Raw genomic sequence first — 20,833 nt, forward strand, 5'->3', positions numbered from 1 at the left:
GAAAATAGTTGACGAATAGCAGTATGGCCATCATGCTCGAATAATCGTTTAAGCATGATAAGCGTCATGGATTTTGTTGATTTACCTCTGACGCGTTGAGGGCAATTCGAGATGGGTCGGCAGCTGGAAGCTCTTTGTGCTTTAGACAGCTTAACGTAGCCGACGCAGCTAGACGCTTTGCTCTTCACGATCCACTCACTCCGGTCGAATCAGGATAATAAGGCAGAAACACCATGGATCTTTGGGGGAAAACGGTACTGGTGACGGGCGCAAACAGGGGCCTAGGAAGGGCCTTCGTGAATGCTCTTCTTGAAGGTGGTGCCGCGAAAGTCTACGCCGGCGCACGAGACGTGAGGGCTTTGGATATTACGAGAGCGGTGCCTGTGGAGTTGGATATCACCGACCCAGTAAGTGTCTCTCGTGCTGCCATCCAATGTCCCGATATTGACCTGCTCATCAACAATGCAGGCTACCTTAAATACGGCGCATTGCTCGCAGACGACAGCATCAGCAGCCTCCGGCAGCATTTCGAAATCAACACCATTGGCACGCTACGTATGGCGCGAGCGTTCGCACCGGTGCTGGCCAAACGAGGAGGGGGCGCGATGATCAACATCCTCTCCGTCCTGAGCTGGTTGAATATCGAGGAATCTGGCCCGTACAGCAGCTCGAAGGCGGGTCAATGGTCCCTTACTAATGGTCTGCGCAACGAGCTTCGCGCCCAGAAAACCTTCGTCATGGGCGTGCACCCTGGCTATATCGATACCGATATGGCGGCCGGTGTTCAGGCGCCCAAGACGAGTCCAGACACGGTTGTAGAACTTACCCTCAAAGCGCTGCGCGAGAACCGTGAGGAAGTCATCATTGATGATGCTGGCCGCTGGGTGAAATCGACTTTGTCGGAGGCAAATGCCGGATATCTATCGCCGGCGTAGGTCACGAGTTCCAGGACAGATTGATCGTCCGTCTGCCCAAATGCTAATGCCGAGGAAGTAATCATGATCAAGGAAAGGTCGGTTGGTTTTCTCCGATGGGTGCTTTTTAAGCCCTTGGCATTTTCAATTCGTCGCTCCTCGATAGCCAGGTCGTCAAGCGACTCATCGCGTCCAAGTTCAACTGAGACTTCTTATCTGTTGAAGGCGCGCTAGGAGCACCTCCAATGCTCGCCGTTCTCAACTACGCCTACGTAGCGCCCGCAGGCGCTATCGCTCTAGTCGAAATCCAAGAGCCTTCGATGCCTTGGGGTTCTGAGTTATTGGTCCGCATGGACTTCTCGCACATTAGTCAAGATGACTTGCAATTCTTAAGCGGACGGCGGTCTTCACTTCCAGCACTTCCCTGTGTCCCGGGTTGCTGGGGGGTAGGCACGGTACAGTCTGTGGGATGTGCTGCTGGTCACTTTAAAATCGGGGACCGGGTGTTGCTTCCCCGCCATCGCCTTACATGGGCGGAACGGCTTGTCGTCTCCTCCGATGAGGTGGTTGCACTTGGGAGTGGGCGCGATTTTCTGGACCTGCTGAACCAGGTCACTCAAGCAGCTAAATATTCAGGGTGCTGGGGTGAAGGCGCAGATCGGCTCGGCCCTTGTGGCGAATTGGTGAAGCATTTATCTGCGTCTCAAGCCGATGCCCAAACCAAAAGTCAGCTAGCAACAGTATTCCCCTTATGGGAGATCAACGAGGCCATCGCGTGTGCGCTCGACGGTTTTCACGTGTTTCTCTGCATTAGCAAGCCTTCGGCTGTGAGGAGTTGATATTACCAGGCTTTGAAACCAACGGGAGGGACCGTCCCGTTGAGCCTTTGCACGTGTGAGTTTCGCAGGTCGCGTGAATGTAGTGCTGAGAGAGACCGGCGCTTGAGCATTTTCAGGTGCCGACCTGTAGTTCCAGTGAGAGGGATTTCGATAATGACAGGATTCACTTTTCTGCGATGGTGTGGAGTGCAAGGCGGTCCAGATGAGGTCGCTGGCAATGCTCGCTAATCCAGATGAGGGGTTCAATGGCACCTCATCAACGGCGGCTGTGAGGCATTCTCTTAGCCTTCGGCTCGTTTTAGCGACGCTTATATTCTGCGCATTCTTCACCGTTGCGGCTGTATGCGTGCGCACTTGGTTCGCGTGGAATTCGAATTTGAGCAGCATGCGCGCCGAGCTTGAGCTGATCGACGAGGTATTTGAAGGAACGCTTTCAAAAGCGGTCTGGGAAATGGATCGGGATGCCATCGCCTCACAACTCATGAGCGTAGGGCAGGCTTCTCCACTCGGTAGGGTACAACTGAGGATCGTCCGGCCAGGAAAGGCCGTAGAGATCTTGGAAAAGCGCAAGTCCGAGTTTGTCGACTCGTCATTGGTACCTTCGCTCCAACGTGACTTGGTGGTTCACCCCTATGAGGGTGCATCGGAAGTGGTCGGCGATTTGATCATCGAAGGTAATGAGGCGCTTTTGTGGCACCGCCTTTGGAAAGAGGTACTCAGTATCGTAGCGACCCAGCTAATTCAGTCCCTAGCCTTGGCCGGCTTGATCATGACGATGTTCAACCGGTCTGTGACACAGCATGTGCGGCGTATTGCACTGCACCTTGGCCAGCTTTCAACGGATACGTTGGGTAAGGAGCTGGTACTGGATCGACCGCCAACGCTTGAAGATGAACTAAGCCTTTTGAAGGAGGGGGTGAATCGGCTTCAGGACAAGCTGAAGGCGCACCTGGTCCGTCAACGTGCCGACGAGCAAGCGATGCAGCAGAGCCGTGAGAGGCTGGCTAGCCTCGTTCATGAACGTACCCAGGAGCTGGAAGCGGTGAACCGCCGTTTGGAGGACCTCTCCAGGCGTGACGCGTTGACGGGGCTGGCAAACAGACGACAGTTCGAAGAAATGAAGATGCACGAGTTCGAGTTGGCGAAGATCAATGGAACGCCGCTGTCTGTTTTGATGTGTGACGTAGATTTTTTCAAGCTCTATAACGATACATATGGGCATGCAAAAGGGGATGAATGTCTGAGGCTTGTTTCAGATGTCCTCAAAACGATTTTTCGCCGGAAAGGTGATCTTGCAGCGCGATATGGTGGCGAGGAATTTGCCGTGTTGCTGCCTGGCGTAGAACTTGACGAAGCGCTCATGACCGCTGACAAGATGCGAGAGGTGTTGGCAGAGCGAAAGCTACCTCACCGAAGCTCAAGCGTTTCCCAGTACGTAACGCTAAGCATTGGTGTCGCCGTGTTCGATCATGGGGGGATGCAGCACTTCGACCAACTCCTGAAACAAGCTGATGACGCGTTGTACCGCGCTAAAGGCCAAGGTCGGGATCGGGTAAGCGTTTGAACGGAGTCAATGAAAATGCTGGTTCGACTGTTCGTTTTGGCGTTCAGTTTAAGTCTCGCGCATCACGCTTTCGCCACCACAATCGAAGCTGTTACTGAAGACTCAGCGTATACCTTCGTCAATCATGGCCGAGTGTCGGGGCCGGCGAGTGATATTGTGCGTGACACTCTGGATAAGGCGGGCCTTCTGGATGTGCAATTCAGCCTTTATCCTTGGGCACGTGCTTACAGTCTTGCCTTGGCGGAGCCCAACGTTTTGATTTATCCGATCGCGCGAACCCCTGAAAGGGAAGAACTGTTCAAGTGGGTCGGGCGTCTGAAGCGGGTCACTATTCACCTTTACAAGTTCCGCTCTGGACATGAGATTCGGGCCTCCGATATCGAGCAGGCAAGGCAGTACGTCGTTGGCGCTGTCAGAGGCGATGCGCGATCGGATTATCTTGCCAAGCATGGTTTTTCTAAGTTGGTCCTATCCGCGACGAACGATCAGAACTTCCATCTCTTCCAACTGAGGGAAGTTCAGATGATCGCATTGCCAGAGTCTGAGGCGATCGGGTTCTGCAAAAAAGCGGACATCCCCTTTACTGACCTCGAAGCTGTTATCCCACTAAACGACCTAGAAATCGGCGTTTATATGGCGTACAGCCTCGCTACCCCTGACGAGACAGTTCTTCAAACGGTGCATGCTTTCAACGCCATCGAAGCTGCCGGAGGACTTCAGAAAATGGACGCGCAGTGAGTTTGAAATCATCAGCGCGTGATCGGTGAAGCGGCGGCTCCTCTAGACCTTACAGATCTTCCGCGAGCACCGCTGCGAGGAACTCGACGAACACGCGGGCAGACATGCGGGTTGTTCTTCCCATCGGAAAATAGGCATGAACCGGCAGTTCTGCCATTTTCCATTCAGGAAGCACCTGCACCAACGTTCCGCTTTTCAACTCCGCGGCGCACGCCCAGGATGTGGTGGAAACAATCCCCAGACCACCTACGGCGGCAGTCAGTGCTCCTGCCGTGTTATTGATCGAAATCTGGGCATTGGGGTGCACAGAGGACTTTACGCCGTCGCGCTCCAGATGCCAGGAAGTGACCTGGGAGCCTGCTGGCCCGCCCACGATTCGATGATTCTCGATGTCATCTGGACATTGAGGGTAGCCGTGTCGCTCAAGGTAGCTTGGTGACGCCACCAAAGCCCGTCGCATCAAGCCAATCTGTTTCGCAGTCCCTGAGAGATCCGGCAATTGGCCAACCCGGATGCCTACGTCGACGGCGTCCTTCACCATGTCTTGCCACTGGTCTTCAAGCAGTAGTTCCAGATGCAGAGATGGGTGTCGTTCAGTGAACGTCGAAAGTCTGGGAATAACGACACGCATACCCATTGTGGCCGGCATCCCGATCCGGAGTAATCCACGAAGCTCTCCAGTTTCCCGAACGCTGTTCTCGGCATCGTCGACCGCCGCCAGTATGGGCTCGATGCGCATGAGAAATTCCAGGCCTGCCTCTGTAGGTGCCACCGCGCGCGTGGTTCGGGACAGCAGGCGCGCGCCGAGATTGGCTTCCAGTTCGGCAATCATTCGCGAGACCTGAGATTGCGCAAGCCCGCTTTCGCGAGCAGCCGCCGAAAAGCTGCCCAGCCGAGCCACTCGTGTGTACATGCGCAACGCAACGATGTCTTTCAGCGCCATTTTCGCAATGCTCCAGCCATTTCATTAGACCCCTTTGGTGAGTGCATTCGCGTACATCCGGTTATCCATGAGGCGATTTCGGATTACGGGGGATGTGCACCCTCCAGTTTTGAATCATGCCATGAAAGGAGGTTAATTAATGCTGATTTGAGATAGATGTTAGACCAAACCGACGGCTACCGGCCGCCTCGCTAAACGACGATATTTGCTCCATCGGAGACGAGGCGCTACGGCACTTAACCCGAACTGACACGTGACCCCAATACGGCCAAACCCTTATTTTTAGGATCTAAATCTCATGTCCAAGAAAGTTCTGATCACAGGTGCTACTGGCGACACAGGTCGTGCCGCCGTTCGTGAATCCATCGCTCTGGGCCTCGATGTCCGAGCCATGGTGCACAAGCTTGATGAGCGCTCTGATGCGCTGAAAGCATTAGGTGCTGAAGTGGTCGTCGGAGACCTGCTCGAAATCAACACCGTTCGTGATGCGATGCAAGGTGTGGACGCCGCCTACCTTGTGTGGCCAGTACAACCGGGCCTGATCAACGCCACGGTAAACTTCGCTCAGGCGGCGCGGGAGACCGGTGTCCAAACGGTGCTCAACCTGTCTCAACGCTCGGCCAACCGCGAGTCCACCAGTAACTCCTGCCGTGACACCTACATCGCCGAAGAGATCCTGAATTGGTCCGGTGTTCCAGTCATTCACCTGCGTCCAACCTACTTCCTGGAGTGGCTGCTGTACCCATGGCAGCTGCCGTTCCTGCAACAAGGCGTGCTGCGCATGCCGGTGGGCAAGGGTCGTCACTCGCCAATAGCCGCAGACGACCAGGGCCGTGCAATCGCAGCGCTGCTGAAGAACCCTGAAGGCCACATCGGCACCACCATCAACCTGTCCGGTCCGGTCGAAATGGACCACGAGCAGATGGCTGCTGAGTTGTCCGAAGCGCTCGGCCGCAAGATCGTCTTCCAGGATCTGCCGGTCGAGGAATATGTCGAGTCCATCGCCCAAATGGGCGTGCCGCCATACATCGTTCAGCACTTGGACGGCGCGATGCGCGACTACCACAACGGCCGTATGGCTGGCGCTGACAACAACATCGAAAAAATCACTGGGCGTCGTTCGATGACCGTTGGCGAATTCGCCCGCCTGCACGCCGACAAGCTCAACGGCAAGTGAAATTGAATTGACCGGATCGTATAGGACGAGCCGGTTTCCCTGACTGATTAATACTCATCGCATATTTGGAAACCATCATGAAAATCGAAAACTCTGTTGCTCTGGTCACTGGTGCCAACCGTGGTATTGGTCGCACATTTGTCGAAGAACTGCTCAAGCGCGGCGTCGCCAAAATCTACGTCGCCGCACGTGAAACTGCCTCTTTGGGTGAGCTTCTGAAGGTTGGCGACAGCCGCCTAGTCCCGCTGCCATTAGACGTGACCGATGCTGACCAGGTGGCCGCCGCTGCCAGCGTGGCAAACGATGTCACGCTGCTAATCAACAACGCCGGCTACGCCGCGTTCGACGGCGCAATTTCGGCATCCAGCATTGATGACGCTCGTCTGGAGATGGAAGTGAACTACTTCGGCCCGCTGGCCATGACCCGAGCCTTCACTCCGGTATTGGCAAAGTCTGGGGGCGCCGTTCTGAACATGCTGTCGATGCTCTCGCTGATCAGCCTGCCGATGGCAGCGACCTACTCGGCATCCAAGGCCGCGGGTCTGTCGGTGACCCGTAGCATCCGCGCCGAGCTGGGCGGCCAGGGTACTCAAGTGGTGGGTGTTTTAGCCGTGCAGGCAGAAACAGAGATGGGGGCCAAGATGCCCGAGCCTCGTTTGAGCCCGCTTGAAGTTGTCACCGACGCCCTGAATGCCATCGAAGCGGGTACCAACGATGAAATCGTTGCGGGCGCCCAATCGCGCGGTATTCACGAGAAATTCACTGCGAACCCGCAGCAGGTCCAAGCGATGATGCTGACCAAGCTGCCTCAGCCGCGCTAATCCATCACCACTCGAACGACGGAGGCAATCATGGACTTCATCAAGGCCCTGACCGAACGAAATGCTGAATATGTGGAAAGTGGCTTTTCCGCAGATCTCAAAATCATCCCTTCGCAGAAGACGATGATCATTGGCTGCGTGGATCCTCGCGTAGATCCGATGGACATCTTCAAGCTCGAAGCGGGCGAAGCCGCCATCATCCGCAACGTGGGCGGGCGTGTGACTCCCGAGCTGTTTCAGACCATGGGGATTCTCGGCACCGTCTCGAAAGTCGGCGGCAATGCCATTGGAGAAGGCTGGAATCTGGTTGTACTGCACCATACCCAGTGCGGTATTACGGGTTGCTTCCGCCATGCGCCCCACCTGCTTGCGCAGTACATGGGCGTGGAAGAGGACAAGCTGGATGCCCTGGCAATCGATGATCCCTACAAATCGGTAGAGATCGACGTGGCGGCACTCAAAGCCAATCCGAATATGCCCGGCGACGCGACGGTCACGGGGCTGGTCTACGACGTGACGACCGGCAAGGTTGAAATCACTGTGCCTACCGCGCGTTTGAGAGGTTAACGCGATCGCCCGAGCCAGGGCACAAACGGCCTTCATCTTCACTCGCAGATGAAGGCCTTGTCTTACTCGTTTTCCCTTTCCCAGACACCTCAATCCTTCGCCTCTCGCGCCGGACGAGTGGCTGTCGGCCAAGGGCGGGCAATTATACTGAGGTCCTTATGAAGAAATTTGCAGCACTCCTGGCACTGAGCAGCCTTGCCACACTCGGCACTGCTCATGCCGACACCAAGCCCACGATTGCACTGGTGCACGGCGCTTTTGAAAACGCAGGCATCTGGCAAGGCGTCGAGGCCGGCCTCAAAGCCGACGGCTATCAAGTCATCGTACCAACGCTTCCTGGGCGTGCCGGGAACCCCGCCGGTCCGGACAAGGTAAGTCTTGATCTGTACCGCGACACCGTCCTGAAATCCATAAGCAGCGCCAAGACACCGGTTGTCCTGGTTGGCCACAGTTTCGGCGGAATCGTCATCTCTGACGTTGCCGAGGCCAAGCCCAAGAAGATCCAATCTCTGGTTTACCTGGCTGCCTATCTGCCCAAGGACGGTGATTCGCTGCTGTCTCTGGCAACGGGGGACAAGGATGCTAAAATCGGACCTCAGCTCAACATCGATAAGGAACACGGGATCGCTTCCGTCGCGCAAGGCGCTCGCGCTGATCTGTTCGCTAACGATGGCAGTGAGCAGCTGCGTCAGGCCATCCCCGGTCTGATCTTGGATGAGCCTCTGGGGCCATTGGCCACGCCTGTGAGATTGACCTCAGACGCGTACGGTGCGGTTCCAAAATTCTACGTCCATACCTCCAAGGACCAAGTCGTCAGCCCATGGCTCCAAGCCGGTATGGTCGCCTCAACACCTGTCAAAAAAGAAATCACCCTCGACACGGGGCACACTCCATTCCTCACTGACGTGAGCGGTGTAGTGCATGCCATTGAGCAAGCCGCGAACACGCGATGACAAGTTACGTGCGGCGGGCTGAGCCCCGCCGCACAGCTGGTCACACAGAGTTTGAACATCTGCCCCTTTCCGGAATTCGCAATCTGATTGATGAGCGTGAGGCTGGACAACTCTTAGAAAGGGCAATATAAGTGCATATGCATCGATGTATATGCAACTACTTTTCTGTTGTGGTTTTCCTCGCCTGGATCTTTGCCTGCTTTCACCGGCCGTCTAGCACCATTTTCGACGCCGTATCGTTCTCCTCAGGGCGAGCAGGTTGACCCGCTAACAACGTATTTGCCCAAAGGAATCAACCGTGAGCAGCACCGTCTCCGACCTACCCAATCGCCGAATGATCCTGATCGTCATCGCCATGGTTTCCTGCCTGGTAATGCTCGATAACAACGTGGTGGCGGTGGCTCTGCCGACGATAGCGGCCTCACTGAACGCCGACTTCTCTGATCTTCAGTGGGTCATTACGGGTTATGTATTGCCTTTCGCCGCGCTGCTAATCGCTGCTGGTTCGTTCAGCGACAAAGTCGGCCGTCGTCTATCGGCTGTGATCGGCATGATCATTTTTGGATTGGCGTCGCTGTCATGTGGCTTAGCTGTATCGCCGTTGATGTTGAATCTCTCGCGAGCGGTCCAGGGTGTGGGTGCCAGCCTCTTGTTAACGGCATCAATGGCTATCATCAATCACACCTTCCAGGGAACGGAGCGTGCCAAGGCTTATGCGTTTTGGGGCGCTTGCATGGGAGCGGCTATTACCTGCGGTCCAATCGTGGGAGGTGTGATATCCAGCGCCTTTGGCTGGATCTGGGCGTTCTTGATCAATGTCCCCATCTGCACCGTCCTTGTCGTTGCAACGCTGAAAATCATTCCTGAGTCGCGGGACCCCGATGCCAAGAGGCTGGACTACTTAGGGATCCTCACATTGAGTTCAGCGCTGTTTTTACTCATCTGGGCCGTCATCGATGGAAATACGGTCGGGTGGTTCACTCTGGAAATCCTCTGGAGGGTGTTTGCAGGCTTGGTGCTTCTGCTGGTGTTCGGAATCGTTGAGAAGCAGCAGTCCAACCCGATGGTCAACTTCGATATCGTCCGCGCTCCCAATTTTGCCGGCGCAGCTTTTGCAATGGTCGGTTATGCCGCGGGCGCTCAGGTAATGATCTTCTACCTGCCGCTTTACCTGCAAAACGCCTTCAGCTTTGCTCCCGTGATCGCTGGAGTTTCAATGCTGCCATTCGCTCTACCGATGTTCTTGGTTCCACGGCTAGGTGCGAAGCTGGCCGTGACGCCGCGGGCTATCCTTTCAGCGGGGCTTTGCATCACTGCCATGGGAAATATCGCCATGGCGCTACTCGCGGACACGGAAGCTCCTTACTACGCTTTTGCGTTGGCCATGATCACCGCGGGTACAGGTGCTGGAATCCTGAATGGTGAGACCGCCAAGGCTGTGCAGGGCGCTGTTCCTCCTAATCAGTCCGGGGTAGGGTCGGGAATTGCTTCCACGGTTCGCTTCACGTCTCTGCTGTTTTCGGTCGCTGCGCTGGGAGCGGTATTGGTTTCGTTCATGCTGATCAGATTTCTTCCGATGGCTGAGAGTTTTGGAATGTCATCAGCAAGCGCCGCATTGATCGCTAAACGTTTCTCCGCAGGGGACACGACGGCGTTGCTTGCCACACTGCCCGTGGCTTCTGGAGAATCTGTTTTAGCGGCGTTGAGAACCGCCTTCCAGTCTGGCTTCGGAGCAGCGGCATGGGTGGCATCGGCAGTTGCAATCGCAGCACTTGTTCTCACCCGTTGGCTGATGATCGAAACTCGATTGAAGACTTCAGCAGAGTCTGCCTTTGTTGCGGGTGAGTGAGCGGATGCCGATTGCAAGCGTTGACCTTGGCGCCTCTCAACAACAAGATGCGCCCACCAGATTCGAGTAGTTGAGGACGATGAGCAGCCAATCAATTAACAGTGTGTGTCTTTGTTCGAATGTGAGGCAGCTTGCCCGTCAGATGACTGCTATCTACGAGGCTCATCTGTCCCCATATGGCGTCACCGCACCGCAGTTTTCATTTCTTCAGCGTCTGCACCATGTGGGGCCTATTGCGAATCTCGAATTTGCGGACTTGATGGGTATGGACAGGAGCACATTGAGTCGTGGCCTGAAACCCCTGATCTCGGCAGGTTTCGTAGAAACGGTGGACATGCCGGAAGGAGTCGTTATCGACAAGCGTTCATTCGGGCTCCAGCTGACACCAACAGGTGCACTCAAATACAGAACAGCATACGACGGTTGGGCCCAAGCACAGGTTGAGGTCCAAGAAAAGCTGGGGACCAAGCTTTCCTCAAAGCTACTAACCACATCTTCTGCCGTCCGTGACGCGCTTGACCGATAGCCCTCCAGCCTTGTTGACGAACTGTCTGTGCGTCGTAATCGACTAGCGCCGGCGACGTTGTTGGATGGAAGGAGAGGGCCGCATGAAAAACCTTTTGACGATATGTGTTGCATATGCAACTATAGGTTATCAGCTCGGTTCTGAAACTGAAAGGACCAGCATTTCAGTCCATAGGTTGTCGTCGGCGTATTTGCCCAGGTGTTCGTGATGTCAGACACAGTTCTCAATGAGATGGTCAATGACTGCATGATCTCGCGAACGCGACTGATCGCCAGGGTGCTGTCCAGCGTCTATGACGACGTGCTCCGCCCCTACGATATTGGCTCTGCACAGTTCGCCCTGCTGGTCGCGATCTTCAACCTGAAGTCGGCCAGCCGAGCGGAAATCGGGCGCTTCACCCATCAGGATCGCTCGACGCTCACGCGCAATATCAAGCTGCTGCTCGACGGTGGCTGGATCGAGGAATCGGCCAGTGATGAAGGCGGGCGCCGCCGGCCGGTGGTGCTGACGAAGGTGGGGACGAAGCTGCTGCACGATGTTTATCCCGCCTGGCAAGCTGCGCAGGAACAGGCTCGAACTTTGTTGGGCGAGGGCGGTGCCGCAGCTGTCATGAATGTCGGCAACGAAATGTTCTACGGGCAGTAACCTTTTTTTGCTTGTTTAGTTGTATATGCAGCACTCCGTGCGGCCTTTTTTACGCTTTATATGTTGTATATGCAGCATAAGCGACTGTTCCGGAGCGTCGATGTCTCCGGAAAACCGAGCCTATGTCGGCTCATTAAATGATGCTCTTAATGCAAAAGGTGAATTGAGATGAGTACTGAATATCCACGCGACATTTCTGCCCTGGTTATCATTGACCCCCTGAACGATTTCCTCTCGCCAGGCGGCAAGCTCCACGACGGCATCAAGGACGAAATGGAGCGCGTGAGCTTCCTTCCTAACCTGATGCGTCTAGTTGAAGGTGCGCGTAAGGCTGGCCTGCAAATCATTTATGCACCGCATGGTGTGGATGAGCACAGCTTCGACGACGTCCCTTTCCTGCACTCGTACCTGCACAAAAACACCCGTGATCAGCAGTACTTCTGGAAAGGCACTTGGGGTGCGGAGTTCTACGAGCCACTGCGTCCTCAAGAAGGCGACATCGTTATCAGCCAACACCGCCTGTGGAATTCGTTCCGTGGCACTGACATGCAAGAAAAACTGCAAGCCCGTGGCATTCAGAAAATCGCACTGTGCGGTCTGACTTCGCACAAATGCGTTGAGAGTACTGGCCGTCATGCATTCGAAGAGGGCTACCACGTCACGTTTATCAATGATGCAACCGCCGAGTTCAATCGCGGCGAGCACGCCGCTGCTCTGACCTACTCGTTCCCGCTGATCGGTCACGCTGATCTGACCGTCGACCAGTTCCTGGCCAAGCTGTAAGCCGCGCCTGCTGTGGGACGGTACTGAAAGAAGAGGGCGCCCGTTGCAGCGGGCGCCTTTTTTCTGGCTCGACTTTTGGTCTCCGGCCGTCTTCGCCAACTCGCATCAGGCTTGTCGTACACCCGATCTTTCTTAGTGAGAATTTTCCATGTCCAATATCGGCATCAAAGACAAAGTCGTAGTCATCACCGGCGCAAGCAGCGGACTTGGCGAGGCTACAGCTCGCCACCTTGGCAGCATGGGCGCCAAACTCGTTTTGGCTGCACGTCGTATCGACAAACTAGAGGCGATCATTGCGGATCTGAAAACCCAGAATATCCAGGCAATCGCCGTAGCCACCGACGTCACCCATCGCGATGATCTCGACCTTCTGGCTGAAAAGGCGATCACCCAGTTCGGGCACATTGATGTCTGGGTTAACAACGCCGGCATCATGCCCTTGTCACCTATGAGCAAGCTGCTGGTTGACGAGTGGGACCAGATGATCGACGTCAATATCAAAGGCGTCCTTTACGGCATTGCTGCTGCACTTCCGCATTTCCAGAAGCGTGATTCGGGCCATTTCATCAACATCTCTTCTGTCGCTGCCCGCAAAGTCTTTGCACCTATCGGTACGGTGTATAGCGCGACCAAATTTGCAGTCAGCGCGATCTCGGAAGGCCTGCGCGCCGAGGTGGGTCCAAACATTCGTACCACCGTCATTCTGCCGGGCACTACCCGTTCGGAACTCAAGCACAACAGCACCGACCCAGAAACGGCCGCGAGCGTGCAGGAGTTCTGGAAAAACTTTGAAATTCCGGCGGAATCTGTTGCTCGTGCGATTGCCTACGCCATTGAGCAGCCGGCTGAAGTTGACATCAACGAAATCGTGCTGCGCCCCACTGCGCAAGAGTTCTGATCACCTCAGCGCTCCTCTCAACTTTGCCCCGGCGCTGTGGCAAAGGTGGACGCACACCACCTCTTTGCGTAAATACCTGAAGAGGTGGTGAACGCATCACTAATGTAGTATGAGAAACCTCATCGGTTGTGGCGTACAGTGATCAATCCGCAGGCGATTTTTATCTCAAGATTTCCACCACTCTGACGATTACCTGATGACTGCAATTTAATCTCAGGGAGTTCGAATATGACGATTTCAGGGATCAACTCATCCACATCCTCGTACACGGCCAATGCGGCTGCCAAAGCGGACGAGCAAGCTGCGTCGACACCGGCCAAAAGCGCACCTTCTGACCCTCAGCCTTCCACCGTCGTTAGGTTAAGTGATGGCTCAGTTTCAGAGGTGTCCACTTATTCCGTAAAGCTGAGCAGCATGCCGATGAGTGTGGCAACTGCTCCAGAGATCTTCGTTCAAGGAGACGCGGATCACGACAATGCCCTCAGCCTTAAAGAGTTTTCCGAGCAACTCAAGCGGGTAGGCGTATCGTCGGATGCTGCCGCCAAGCTCTTCGACGAGATCAACACCTCGAAGAATTCGGGCCTTTCTATCGATGAATTTGTGAAAGGTGTCGTTGCCACCAATGCGAAAGGTGACAGTGTTTTCCAGGACCTGTATTCACTCTATACGTCAGATGAAAGCGGAGAATACAGCCCCGAGGCTTTTGACTCGTTTATTGCTCAGGGCGCCACAGTTGCCAGGCAGTATTGGGCTGAGCATCCCGAGCTTCAGCAGCGTTCCTGATCAGAGCGGGAGACAAGACATCGCCGGCATGCAGTGACGCTGCAACGCCGGCCTGTCCTTTAGCTAAGTGTTCACGACGCGAGAAGGTCCGCAAGGCTCTTGTCTTTGCCTTGTTGGTCCTGGCCGCTGTTCGACGCTGACTGCCCGCTACCAGTGCTGCTCAATGACGAATTCGACGTATGGGACGTAGGTTCAGAGGTTGATGCCTCGACAATTTTTTGTTGCGCCTCTTTCTTCTCCATCTCCTCAATTTTCTTGTCGATCCTGGCTTTATCGTCGGGAGACATGGCGTTGTATTCTTCCTGGGTGATTCCCAGTTCTGCGAGCATGCCAGCCCTGATTTTTTCGCGCGGGGTAAGGTGCATGAAATCCATGAACTGTTGAGATGCCGACTTCTTGCCTTGGCCAGCAGCTTCCGTCACGTCGGTTATGTCTTGAGTGGTCGGTGGCGTGTTCTGCATAGCGACTTTCATCTTGGCGAACGCTTCGTGGACTCGCTCGTCGCTTTCAGCGCTTGCCGAGTTGTTCACCTGATTCCGTTCAATCGCTCCAGCGCCTTTAGCTGCTGCGGCTGCAAATGCATCGGCATCCGTTTTAGGCTCAGTTTTTTCCACCTTGTGGCGAACTACATGATGGACGCTGCTGGTTCCGGTGATTCCATTCATTTCTGACCTCCAGGGATAGTATGTTGAATGGCATATAAAGCAAATCATGGGCCAGTTTAATTTCTCAACAGATCCCGGTCAGCGCATGGTTTTTCACCCTAGACCCCCTGCCTAGTAGGCAATGATTTGCCGCTCGGGGGAAATGTGTTGCCAGTGTCCCGAGTCGCAGAATGGGTTCGAATTATTGTACGCGGTTTAGTGAATCATGCATGATGCTTGTAATGCTTAATCTGTATTCAAGGCTCTGAGCATCAGTCCATCCGCTTAGTCACTGTGGGGCGCTAATAACTCATGTGGGAGAGGGCGGAGACCTAATGTCGTGATCGATTTTTTGACCAGGTGAGCTATGGTGCCAATGACACACCGCGCTTGGGTTTGGGAAGGCAGCGCCGATCCAGATGATCTGTTTTTGATCGAGCTGCCACTCCCTGCCATGGAGCCCGGAGATGTGCTCGTACGCAACGTGACGATTGGCCTGAACGCTCTCGATTGGAGATCGTTGGAGGGCGCTGGTGCCGAGTGGCGTTTAGGGCAGGTACCTGGTGTCGACGGTGCTGGCGTGGTTGTGGCTGTTGGTGAGGGCGTATCCCAGAAATGGTTGGGGAGGCGTGTTTCCTACCACCAGAACCCTAAAAGAGCGGGTGCTTTCGCCGAGTATACGGCGGTCCCCGCGCACGTCCTCATGCGAGTTCCTCCAACAGTGAGTTGGTCAGATGCGGCGAGCTTGCCGTGCGCTGCACTCAGTGCCTGGCTGGGATTCATCCAATTGCCTCTCGCCTGCAAGCGTCTAGTGGTGTGCGACATCGAGGGGGCAGTGGCGCACCATCTCGTCCAGCTAGCAGAGAAAAGAAGAATCTTGACCACCGTAATCAGACACGCAGTCGATGCAGAATCATCCGCCAAGCTCGATGCCGAAGTCGCTTGTGCAGGGATGCGTGATGACCTGGAGGAAAATCCCCAAGTCTTTGACACAGTGATGGTTATAGGTGGAGATGCTCGCTCCGTGGGGCTTGAGTCGCGGACCTCGATCGACCGTGAAGTCATCCGTATAGACGACTGGCCTGACATACCGGCCTCTGATCGCGACAGTTGGCGAAGATTGGTATCCGCTGGGGAGAGTCTTCTTGACAGCCTCGGCAGGCGTGAGTGGAAGAAAGAAGTGGTGCGGGAGGTGCCATTTGAACTGCTCGCTGAGCGACTCGCTGGTGTAAAAGACGGCGTTTTTCCTGAAAGATCAATTGTCCGGTCGACCGCACCCGCGGAATCGGTTTCTTTTCCTCCTCAAGCGATGATCTGTTGATGGAAAGCTCAGTTCCATTGACTTGATCACGGGTGGTGTGTCGCATGAAAAGCTACAGGCGTCACCGCGCAAGAACTTGGAGCTGGGCTGTATGCGCACAGGGAGAAACCGGTAGGGTCTTCGCGGCGACCCGAGTCAGCCGGTGCTGAGTAGGAGTAATCCCGCGGATCTGTTTGAAGGCGCGAATAAACGAGTATTCAGAACGGTAGCCCGTTTGTTCGGCCAGCTCGCTGACGGTAATGTCTGTTTGGTTCAGTAGCTGAACTGCGATACCGATCCGCCAGCGTGTCAGATACAAATGAGGGGTTTCCCCGACGCTTTCGTGAAACTGCTTGGCGAATAGCGAACGTGACATCCCGGCTTCATGAGCCAAGCCATCGATTGTCCAGGTTGCCGCGGGATTCTGATGGATACACGCCAATGCTCTGGCAATTTGTTGGTTCTGCAACGATGAAAACCAGCTCGTATCGGACAGAGGATGGTCATCAAACCATTGCCGCAGGACGTACACGAACAGCGTGGAGAGCAGATGCCTGGCAACCACTTCACTGCCCATCCTGACGTTTTCAACTTCTTCACATAGCTGCCTGAGCGTCACTATAAACGGGGCGGTTGCTCCCTCGGATTGGGCCTGTAGGTGCATAAGCGCAGGTAGAGATTTAACCGCTGGCATCGTGAGATACCGAGCTATCCCGAAGGCGCCGCACAGTAGACCTGTAGCGTGTGGGTCCTTGCTGTCTCGCGCCTCGGTGTTTCCGATAAATTCTCTCAACGGAAGGGTTTTGCTGCCAGGAGCGCTGCGAAGGTAGTGAGGTGCCCCTTGAGGAAAAACGACGAGGTCGCCAGCCTTCAAAGTAACTTCTGGTTCGCCGTCGATCTGGACGTACGCAGTCCCGTCACTGATGAAATGAAAGTATGCACCTTCGCTTTGTTCTAACTGAACACCCCATTCGCCTTTCAGCTTTGAGCGTGCCAAGACGACGTCTTCGGAGACGAGGTAGTTGAGCCAATGGTCTGCGCTTTTCATATTTGATCCGGAGGCAACACTGGTTCGTTGAGGGGCTGGTTCCGAAGCCAATGGGATGGCTGAGGCTCGCAGATTTGTAGAAGGGTGCTTTTGACAATCACGCAGCAGGCAGCGGGATGACCGATGCCCAAGTAATCGCATAGGCGACATCTATGCATAGACCTTTTCCGGCAATGAAGCAAATGGGTACTCAATCCCTAGGCTGGAGTATGGGATTGTTGGGAGAAATAAGTAGATCCTCCAGCTGGCTCCCCCCCCCAGCGGGTCCACCAACTTTTGCTCTATGAAGAAGCAGCAAGACGAGCTGGTTTGACCGCCGCGCCTGTGTGAAGAGATACGAAAGGCACCTGCTTGACTGCCGTCATTTCAATTCCGCTGTTTACAACAATGGTAAAACAAGCTGTCAGAGCCTGATCTCCTTCACCAGGCGGTACATACCTGATAAACCCGCTACGCGGAACTCGCCCAGGGGCGGCTTCCGACCCATAACGGACAGTCGCGAGGGGCGGCCTTGGGGAGATAGCTTCCTCATCCCGCTGTCTCTTTTACACCTCAACCTTACCTCATGCTTCACTGAACTGGGTATGCAGGTTCAACTGCTTCTTTCTACGAAATGCGTTGCACGTCATGGTCAGACCTCGCCGGTATTCCTCGCGCGAGCTAGTGGTCATGCGCGCTCGGGAATCAGCAACCCTGCAAAACTAACAAATGTTAGGTAGGTGTTGACATGTCGGAAGGCCAGGGATAATTTAGCCACACCTAACGAACGTTAGGTAGAAACTTCCTTTTCCTTCTGGAGCTGACCATGACCGCTAAACTGCAACTCTTCACATCGCCATCCGCTTTTCCCAACCCTCAACGACTGCGTCTGTTCATGCACGAAAAGGGAATAGCGGACCAGTTCGAAGAAACGATTTATGACATGGCACCCGGGGGCGAACAGCGCGGGTGGCGTCACCTCAATATGAACCCATGGGGTGAAACGCCCACGCTGAAACTCGCAGATGGCAGCTTCATTTCCGAAACGGCCGCTATCGTTCGCTATCTCGACCAGTCCTATCCGGGCCGCAAGATCATGGGCGAGACCGCGTTGGAGCAAGGACTCGATAACATGTGGGATAACCGGGTCTGGGTGCATATCCTGTATCGGATCGTGACGGCGTTTCACGTGTTGCACACCGGGTTGGGCTTCAAGCTTGAACTGACAAAGAATGAGGCGTGGGGCGAGCACTGTCGCAAGGAAGCCTTGGCCCATGCAGCGTTGGTCAATCGTCATCTGTCCGATGGCCGTGAATGGTTGCTTGGCGGCGATGCTCCAACCTTCGCTGACATCACGCTGGCAACTGCGATTGCCTTCTCCAAGTTCCCGGTGAACGCCACCCCTCTGGATGAGCGTTTCGAGTTCCTCGATGCCTATTGGCAGCGCTGGCAGAAACGTCCTAGCTTCCAGGCTGCCTATGCTGATCGGAGCAGCGGAATTCCGGAGCTGGATTCGCCGTCTGAGTGACATCTTGCTGGGTGAGTAGAGTCGTCGGGATCGCAATGCATGGCGCTCCCGACGGAGCTATTAGTGACCCGGCGCGCGGGGGATGCAGGGATGTGTGACAAGGCGTCTCATCTGTCGGTGACCGTTCCTTATCGCCGCTACCTAACAAAAGGTAGGCTTTTTGATTTAGCATGGCGATCTTCCGATAACCCATCCAAAGACAAAGGCAAAGCAATGACGATCAACGCCCGAGAAGCCATTCTGCTGGCGGCACGAAACATCGCCCAGTCTCAAGGCTACAACGGCTTGAATTTCCGCGATCTGGCCACTGAGGTTGGAATCAAGCCCGCAAGTATTTACTACCATTTCCCGAGCAAGGCTGATCTTGGTGTAGCTGTCGCCAGGCGGTATTGGGAAGACGGCGCTGCCGCACTTGAAGTGATCTCTCTGGAAACGCCAGATGCTCTCGATGCCCTGCGTCGTTTTCCCGAGATATTTCGTCGCTCACTGGAGGCCGATAACCGTCTCTGTCTGGGCAGCTTTGTTGGCGCTGAAACCGACAATCTGCCGGCAGAGATGACGCAGGAAATTCAGGGTTTCGCGGAGGTGAATGTTGCCTGGCTAAGCAGGCTTCTCGTAGCGGCCAACGTATGCGAGCCAGAAGACAGTGAGAAACGGGCCCGGGCAATTTTTTCGGCCGTGGCAGGTGCTCAGTTGATTGCCAGAAGCCGATCGGACATCTCGCTATTTGACACGCTTATAGATACCTACCGTGCCTACGGACCCTTACCAGCTTAAGTTGATGCATCGGCCGAAGTGGTTACTCGATGGAGGTTAAAAAGCGGCTTTCAATCTTGGATACGCATTGGGAAGCGTTTTTGCTCGCATCGCAGCATCGTCACGTTGTTTTAGGAAAACCAGGAAGCTGCCGCACTCGAAAGTGACCCTAAACCTGACCAGACGACGAGACTGGTCTTGGCAGGGGATACAAAATGCTCATTACTCGCGAACTATGTTGCCCTCGCACGCGATGAACAGTCTTCGCATCTGACCGATAGATGATTCTAGGCTTAGCACTCACTAATCAAAGCACAGCCCTACCTCTGGCCTGTGCCAGTGTTGCGTTCGCCAACAATCTCCCTAAGACGTATTTCTTCTCGTATCTGGCCAACAGTGTTGGCGACGGAGCGGGTAGACGCCACTTCAATCCGAGAAATTCCTGCAACCGTAAGCAGTAGCTCTTGGGTGCCATAGCCGTAGATTTGGACACTGACTGAACCATAGGGATCGAGGTTGCAAATACACCTATCCGGCAAAAATGCGTTTTCCAGCAGATGTTTGATTTCAAGGTCCGAGAGCATATGTTCTCTCCTCTTGATCGTCGATGTGAACGTAAAGCGCGTGCGAGGTCAACGCGTCTGGCAACGGTATGCTCCTACGAATCCTGACGCAAGCGTCTGCACGCGAGAGAGCGGCATAGTAATTCCGCTAACTGGGCGCTTATGGTCGAAAGCTGCTGGCTACACCTTGGCCCGGAAGGCCAGAAGGTCAAGGATAAAACGTGATTGTTACCAGTCGCAGCTGTCACCCTATCTGAGGATTAACTCTATCAGAGAGCGTAACAAGCCTGCGTGGTGGTTAGTCTCGTTATATCAGGCGCTGGAAATTTATGTCGCGTTTTCTCGATCCCACCAAGGGCATGCCGTTTATCAATCGCCGAAATTATAAAGCCAAGCGTCTATCGACTTGTACTAATGGGTCATCCTCGACGCGACCTACTCGACTGACCGCTCCTGTCCGAAAGCAGCCTCTGGGTCCCAGTCGTCCTTCACTCCGGCCATCTACTTTCCGTTTTACGTTCCGCCAGCTAGGATCACTGAGTTGCCATTGAAAGGTAGGGTCGATGTGTCCTGGATTGCGGAAGACTATCGTCGCGTTGGGTATGAGTATTATCGGCTGGGGTACCGCCTATGCAGTCCATTTTGTCACGGCTGAAATCGCCTTTCTCCATTCCAAGCTAATCTCCCCGGTTCAGGCACATACGGCTGTTAATGCAGGCTCATGGGCGCAAACGGACCTAGCACTCAACGTCAGTGGGGGCCTGTCGCCGGATGCTGTCCGCGACGCCCTGCGAACTCAGATCCCTTCGCCAGCTGGCATCGGCACGTTTGCATCGCAATGACCTTCTCGCCGGATATGTGCAGTCTCCGCCTGAGATGCTGCGAAATGTAGCCTTCGGCATCAGCGATCCACTCATCGGCTTTTACTTAATGAGAATTAGTTATAAAACGGTTTTCACGATTTCTTCACTTCCCGCCGATTAGGGTAGGAGCTACTCCTTTTGGTCTTTAAGCC

At 54.8% G+C, this 20,833-nt stretch carries 21 protein-coding genes; 17 read left to right on the forward strand and 4 right to left on the reverse strand.

Annotation, left to right across the window (positions count from 1 at the left end):
• The first annotated feature begins 233 nt into the window (after positions 1-233).
• The 4 genes from ACIQAL_RS09075 (at position 234) to ACIQAL_RS09090 (ending at position 4,055) form a co-directional block, all read left to right on the forward strand.
• Positions 234-935 carry an SDR family oxidoreductase gene (locus ACIQAL_RS09075; protein WP_401144596.1) on the forward strand — a complete coding sequence of 234 codons (702 nt, stop codon included), beginning with the start codon at positions 234-236 and terminating at the stop codon, positions 933-935.
• A gap of 299 nt (positions 936-1,234) precedes the next feature.
• Complete coding sequence (locus ACIQAL_RS09080; RefSeq protein WP_401145293.1) at positions 1,235-1,753, forward strand: alcohol dehydrogenase catalytic domain-containing protein; 519 nt, start codon at positions 1,235-1,237, stop codon at positions 1,751-1,753.
• A gap of 385 nt (positions 1,754-2,138) precedes the next feature.
• Positions 2,139-3,317: a GGDEF domain-containing protein gene (locus ACIQAL_RS09085; RefSeq protein ID WP_401145295.1), complete on the forward strand. Its 1,179-nt coding sequence runs from the start codon at positions 2,139-2,141 to the stop codon at positions 3,315-3,317.
• Between the two features lie 15 nt (positions 3,318-3,332).
• Complete coding sequence (locus ACIQAL_RS09090; RefSeq protein WP_401144597.1) at positions 3,333-4,055, forward strand: substrate-binding periplasmic protein; 723 nt, start codon at positions 3,333-3,335, stop codon at positions 4,053-4,055.
• A 49-nt stretch (positions 4,056-4,104) separates the two neighbouring features.
• On the opposite strand, the gene ACIQAL_RS09095 is transcribed toward ACIQAL_RS09090, so the two are convergent.
• Positions 4,105-4,998 (reverse strand): LysR family transcriptional regulator, encoded by an 894-nt coding sequence (locus ACIQAL_RS09095; RefSeq protein ID WP_401144599.1) that lies wholly within the window; start codon positions 4,996-4,998, stop codon positions 4,105-4,107.
• Between the two features lie 298 nt (positions 4,999-5,296).
• Here ACIQAL_RS09095 and ACIQAL_RS09100 point away from each other — a divergent pair, with 298 nt between their 5' ends.
• From ACIQAL_RS09100 to ACIQAL_RS09145, 10 genes are all read left to right on the forward strand, one after another.
• A complete protein-coding gene (locus ACIQAL_RS09100; RefSeq protein WP_401144601.1) occupies positions 5,297-6,175 on the forward strand; it encodes an NmrA family NAD(P)-binding protein in 879 nt (292 codons plus the stop codon).
• Positions 6,176-6,252: 77 nt separating this feature from the next.
• Positions 6,253-6,996: an SDR family NAD(P)-dependent oxidoreductase gene (locus ACIQAL_RS09105; protein WP_401144603.1), complete on the forward strand. Its 744-nt coding sequence runs from the start codon at positions 6,253-6,255 to the stop codon at positions 6,994-6,996.
• Positions 6,997-7,026: 30 nt separating this feature from the next.
• The gene (locus tag ACIQAL_RS09110) at positions 7,027-7,563 is read left to right on the forward strand and encodes a carbonic anhydrase (protein WP_401144605.1); all 537 of its coding nucleotides are present in this window, start codon (positions 7,027-7,029) and stop codon (positions 7,561-7,563) included.
• A 158-nt stretch (positions 7,564-7,721) separates the two neighbouring features.
• Positions 7,722-8,516 (forward strand): alpha/beta fold hydrolase, encoded by a 795-nt coding sequence (locus ACIQAL_RS09115; RefSeq protein ID WP_401144607.1) that lies wholly within the window; start codon positions 7,722-7,724, stop codon positions 8,514-8,516.
• Positions 8,517-8,814: 298 nt separating this feature from the next.
• Positions 8,815-10,365 carry an MFS transporter gene (locus tag ACIQAL_RS09120; RefSeq protein WP_401144609.1) on the forward strand — a complete coding sequence of 517 codons (1,551 nt, stop codon included), beginning with the start codon at positions 8,815-8,817 and terminating at the stop codon, positions 10,363-10,365.
• Between the two features lie 142 nt (positions 10,366-10,507).
• A complete protein-coding gene (locus ACIQAL_RS09125; RefSeq protein WP_401144611.1) occupies positions 10,508-10,891 on the forward strand; it encodes a MarR family winged helix-turn-helix transcriptional regulator in 384 nt (127 codons plus the stop codon).
• A gap of 207 nt (positions 10,892-11,098) precedes the next feature.
• Positions 11,099-11,536, forward strand: coding sequence for a MarR family winged helix-turn-helix transcriptional regulator (locus ACIQAL_RS09130; RefSeq protein WP_401144613.1), 438 nt, complete (start codon positions 11,099-11,101; stop codon positions 11,534-11,536).
• A 168-nt stretch (positions 11,537-11,704) separates the two neighbouring features.
• Positions 11,705-12,319: an isochorismatase family cysteine hydrolase gene (locus tag ACIQAL_RS09135; protein ID WP_401144615.1), complete on the forward strand. Its 615-nt coding sequence runs from the start codon at positions 11,705-11,707 to the stop codon at positions 12,317-12,319.
• Between the two features lie 148 nt (positions 12,320-12,467).
• On the forward strand, positions 12,468-13,217 hold the full coding sequence (locus ACIQAL_RS09140; protein ID WP_401144617.1) for an SDR family oxidoreductase: 750 nt from the start codon (positions 12,468-12,470) through the stop codon (positions 13,215-13,217).
• A 228-nt stretch (positions 13,218-13,445) separates the two neighbouring features.
• On the forward strand, positions 13,446-14,000 hold the full coding sequence (locus ACIQAL_RS09145; RefSeq protein WP_401144619.1) for a hypothetical protein: 555 nt from the start codon (positions 13,446-13,448) through the stop codon (positions 13,998-14,000).
• A gap of 71 nt (positions 14,001-14,071) precedes the next feature.
• On the opposite strand, the gene ACIQAL_RS09150 is transcribed toward ACIQAL_RS09145, so the two are convergent.
• Positions 14,072-14,665 (reverse strand): hypothetical protein, encoded by a 594-nt coding sequence (locus ACIQAL_RS09150; RefSeq protein WP_401144621.1) that lies wholly within the window; start codon positions 14,663-14,665, stop codon positions 14,072-14,074.
• 346 nt (positions 14,666-15,011) lie between these two features.
• Between ACIQAL_RS09150 and ACIQAL_RS09155 the strand changes: the two genes are divergently transcribed.
• Positions 15,012-15,965 (forward strand): alcohol dehydrogenase catalytic domain-containing protein, encoded by a 954-nt coding sequence (locus tag ACIQAL_RS09155; RefSeq protein ID WP_401144622.1) that lies wholly within the window; start codon positions 15,012-15,014, stop codon positions 15,963-15,965.
• A gap of 61 nt (positions 15,966-16,026) precedes the next feature.
• Here ACIQAL_RS09155 and ACIQAL_RS09160 read toward each other — a convergent pair whose 3' ends face one another.
• Positions 16,027-16,992 carry an AraC family transcriptional regulator gene (locus ACIQAL_RS09160; RefSeq protein WP_401144624.1) on the reverse strand — a complete coding sequence of 322 codons (966 nt, stop codon included), beginning with the start codon at positions 16,990-16,992 and terminating at the stop codon, positions 16,027-16,029.
• A gap of 805 nt (positions 16,993-17,797) precedes the next feature.
• Between ACIQAL_RS09160 and ACIQAL_RS09165 the strand changes: the two genes are divergently transcribed.
• Positions 17,798-18,499, forward strand: a complete 702-nt coding sequence (locus ACIQAL_RS09165; protein ID WP_093458052.1) for a glutathione S-transferase family protein — start codon at positions 17,798-17,800, stop codon at positions 18,497-18,499.
• Between the two features lie 213 nt (positions 18,500-18,712).
• Complete coding sequence (locus ACIQAL_RS09170; protein ID WP_401145297.1) at positions 18,713-19,276, forward strand: TetR/AcrR family transcriptional regulator; 564 nt, start codon at positions 18,713-18,715, stop codon at positions 19,274-19,276.
• A gap of 299 nt (positions 19,277-19,575) precedes the next feature.
• On the opposite strand, the gene ACIQAL_RS09175 is transcribed toward ACIQAL_RS09170, so the two are convergent.
• Positions 19,576-19,839 carry a DUF1652 domain-containing protein gene (locus ACIQAL_RS09175; protein ID WP_401144626.1) on the reverse strand — a complete coding sequence of 88 codons (264 nt, stop codon included), beginning with the start codon at positions 19,837-19,839 and terminating at the stop codon, positions 19,576-19,578.
• Positions 19,840-20,833: the final 994 nt, after the last annotated feature.

It is taken from the genome of Pseudomonas sp. NPDC088368, from assembly GCF_044753445.1.
GTDB classification, from domain to species: Bacteria; Pseudomonadota; Gammaproteobacteria; order Pseudomonadales; family Pseudomonadaceae; genus Aquipseudomonas; species Aquipseudomonas bambusae.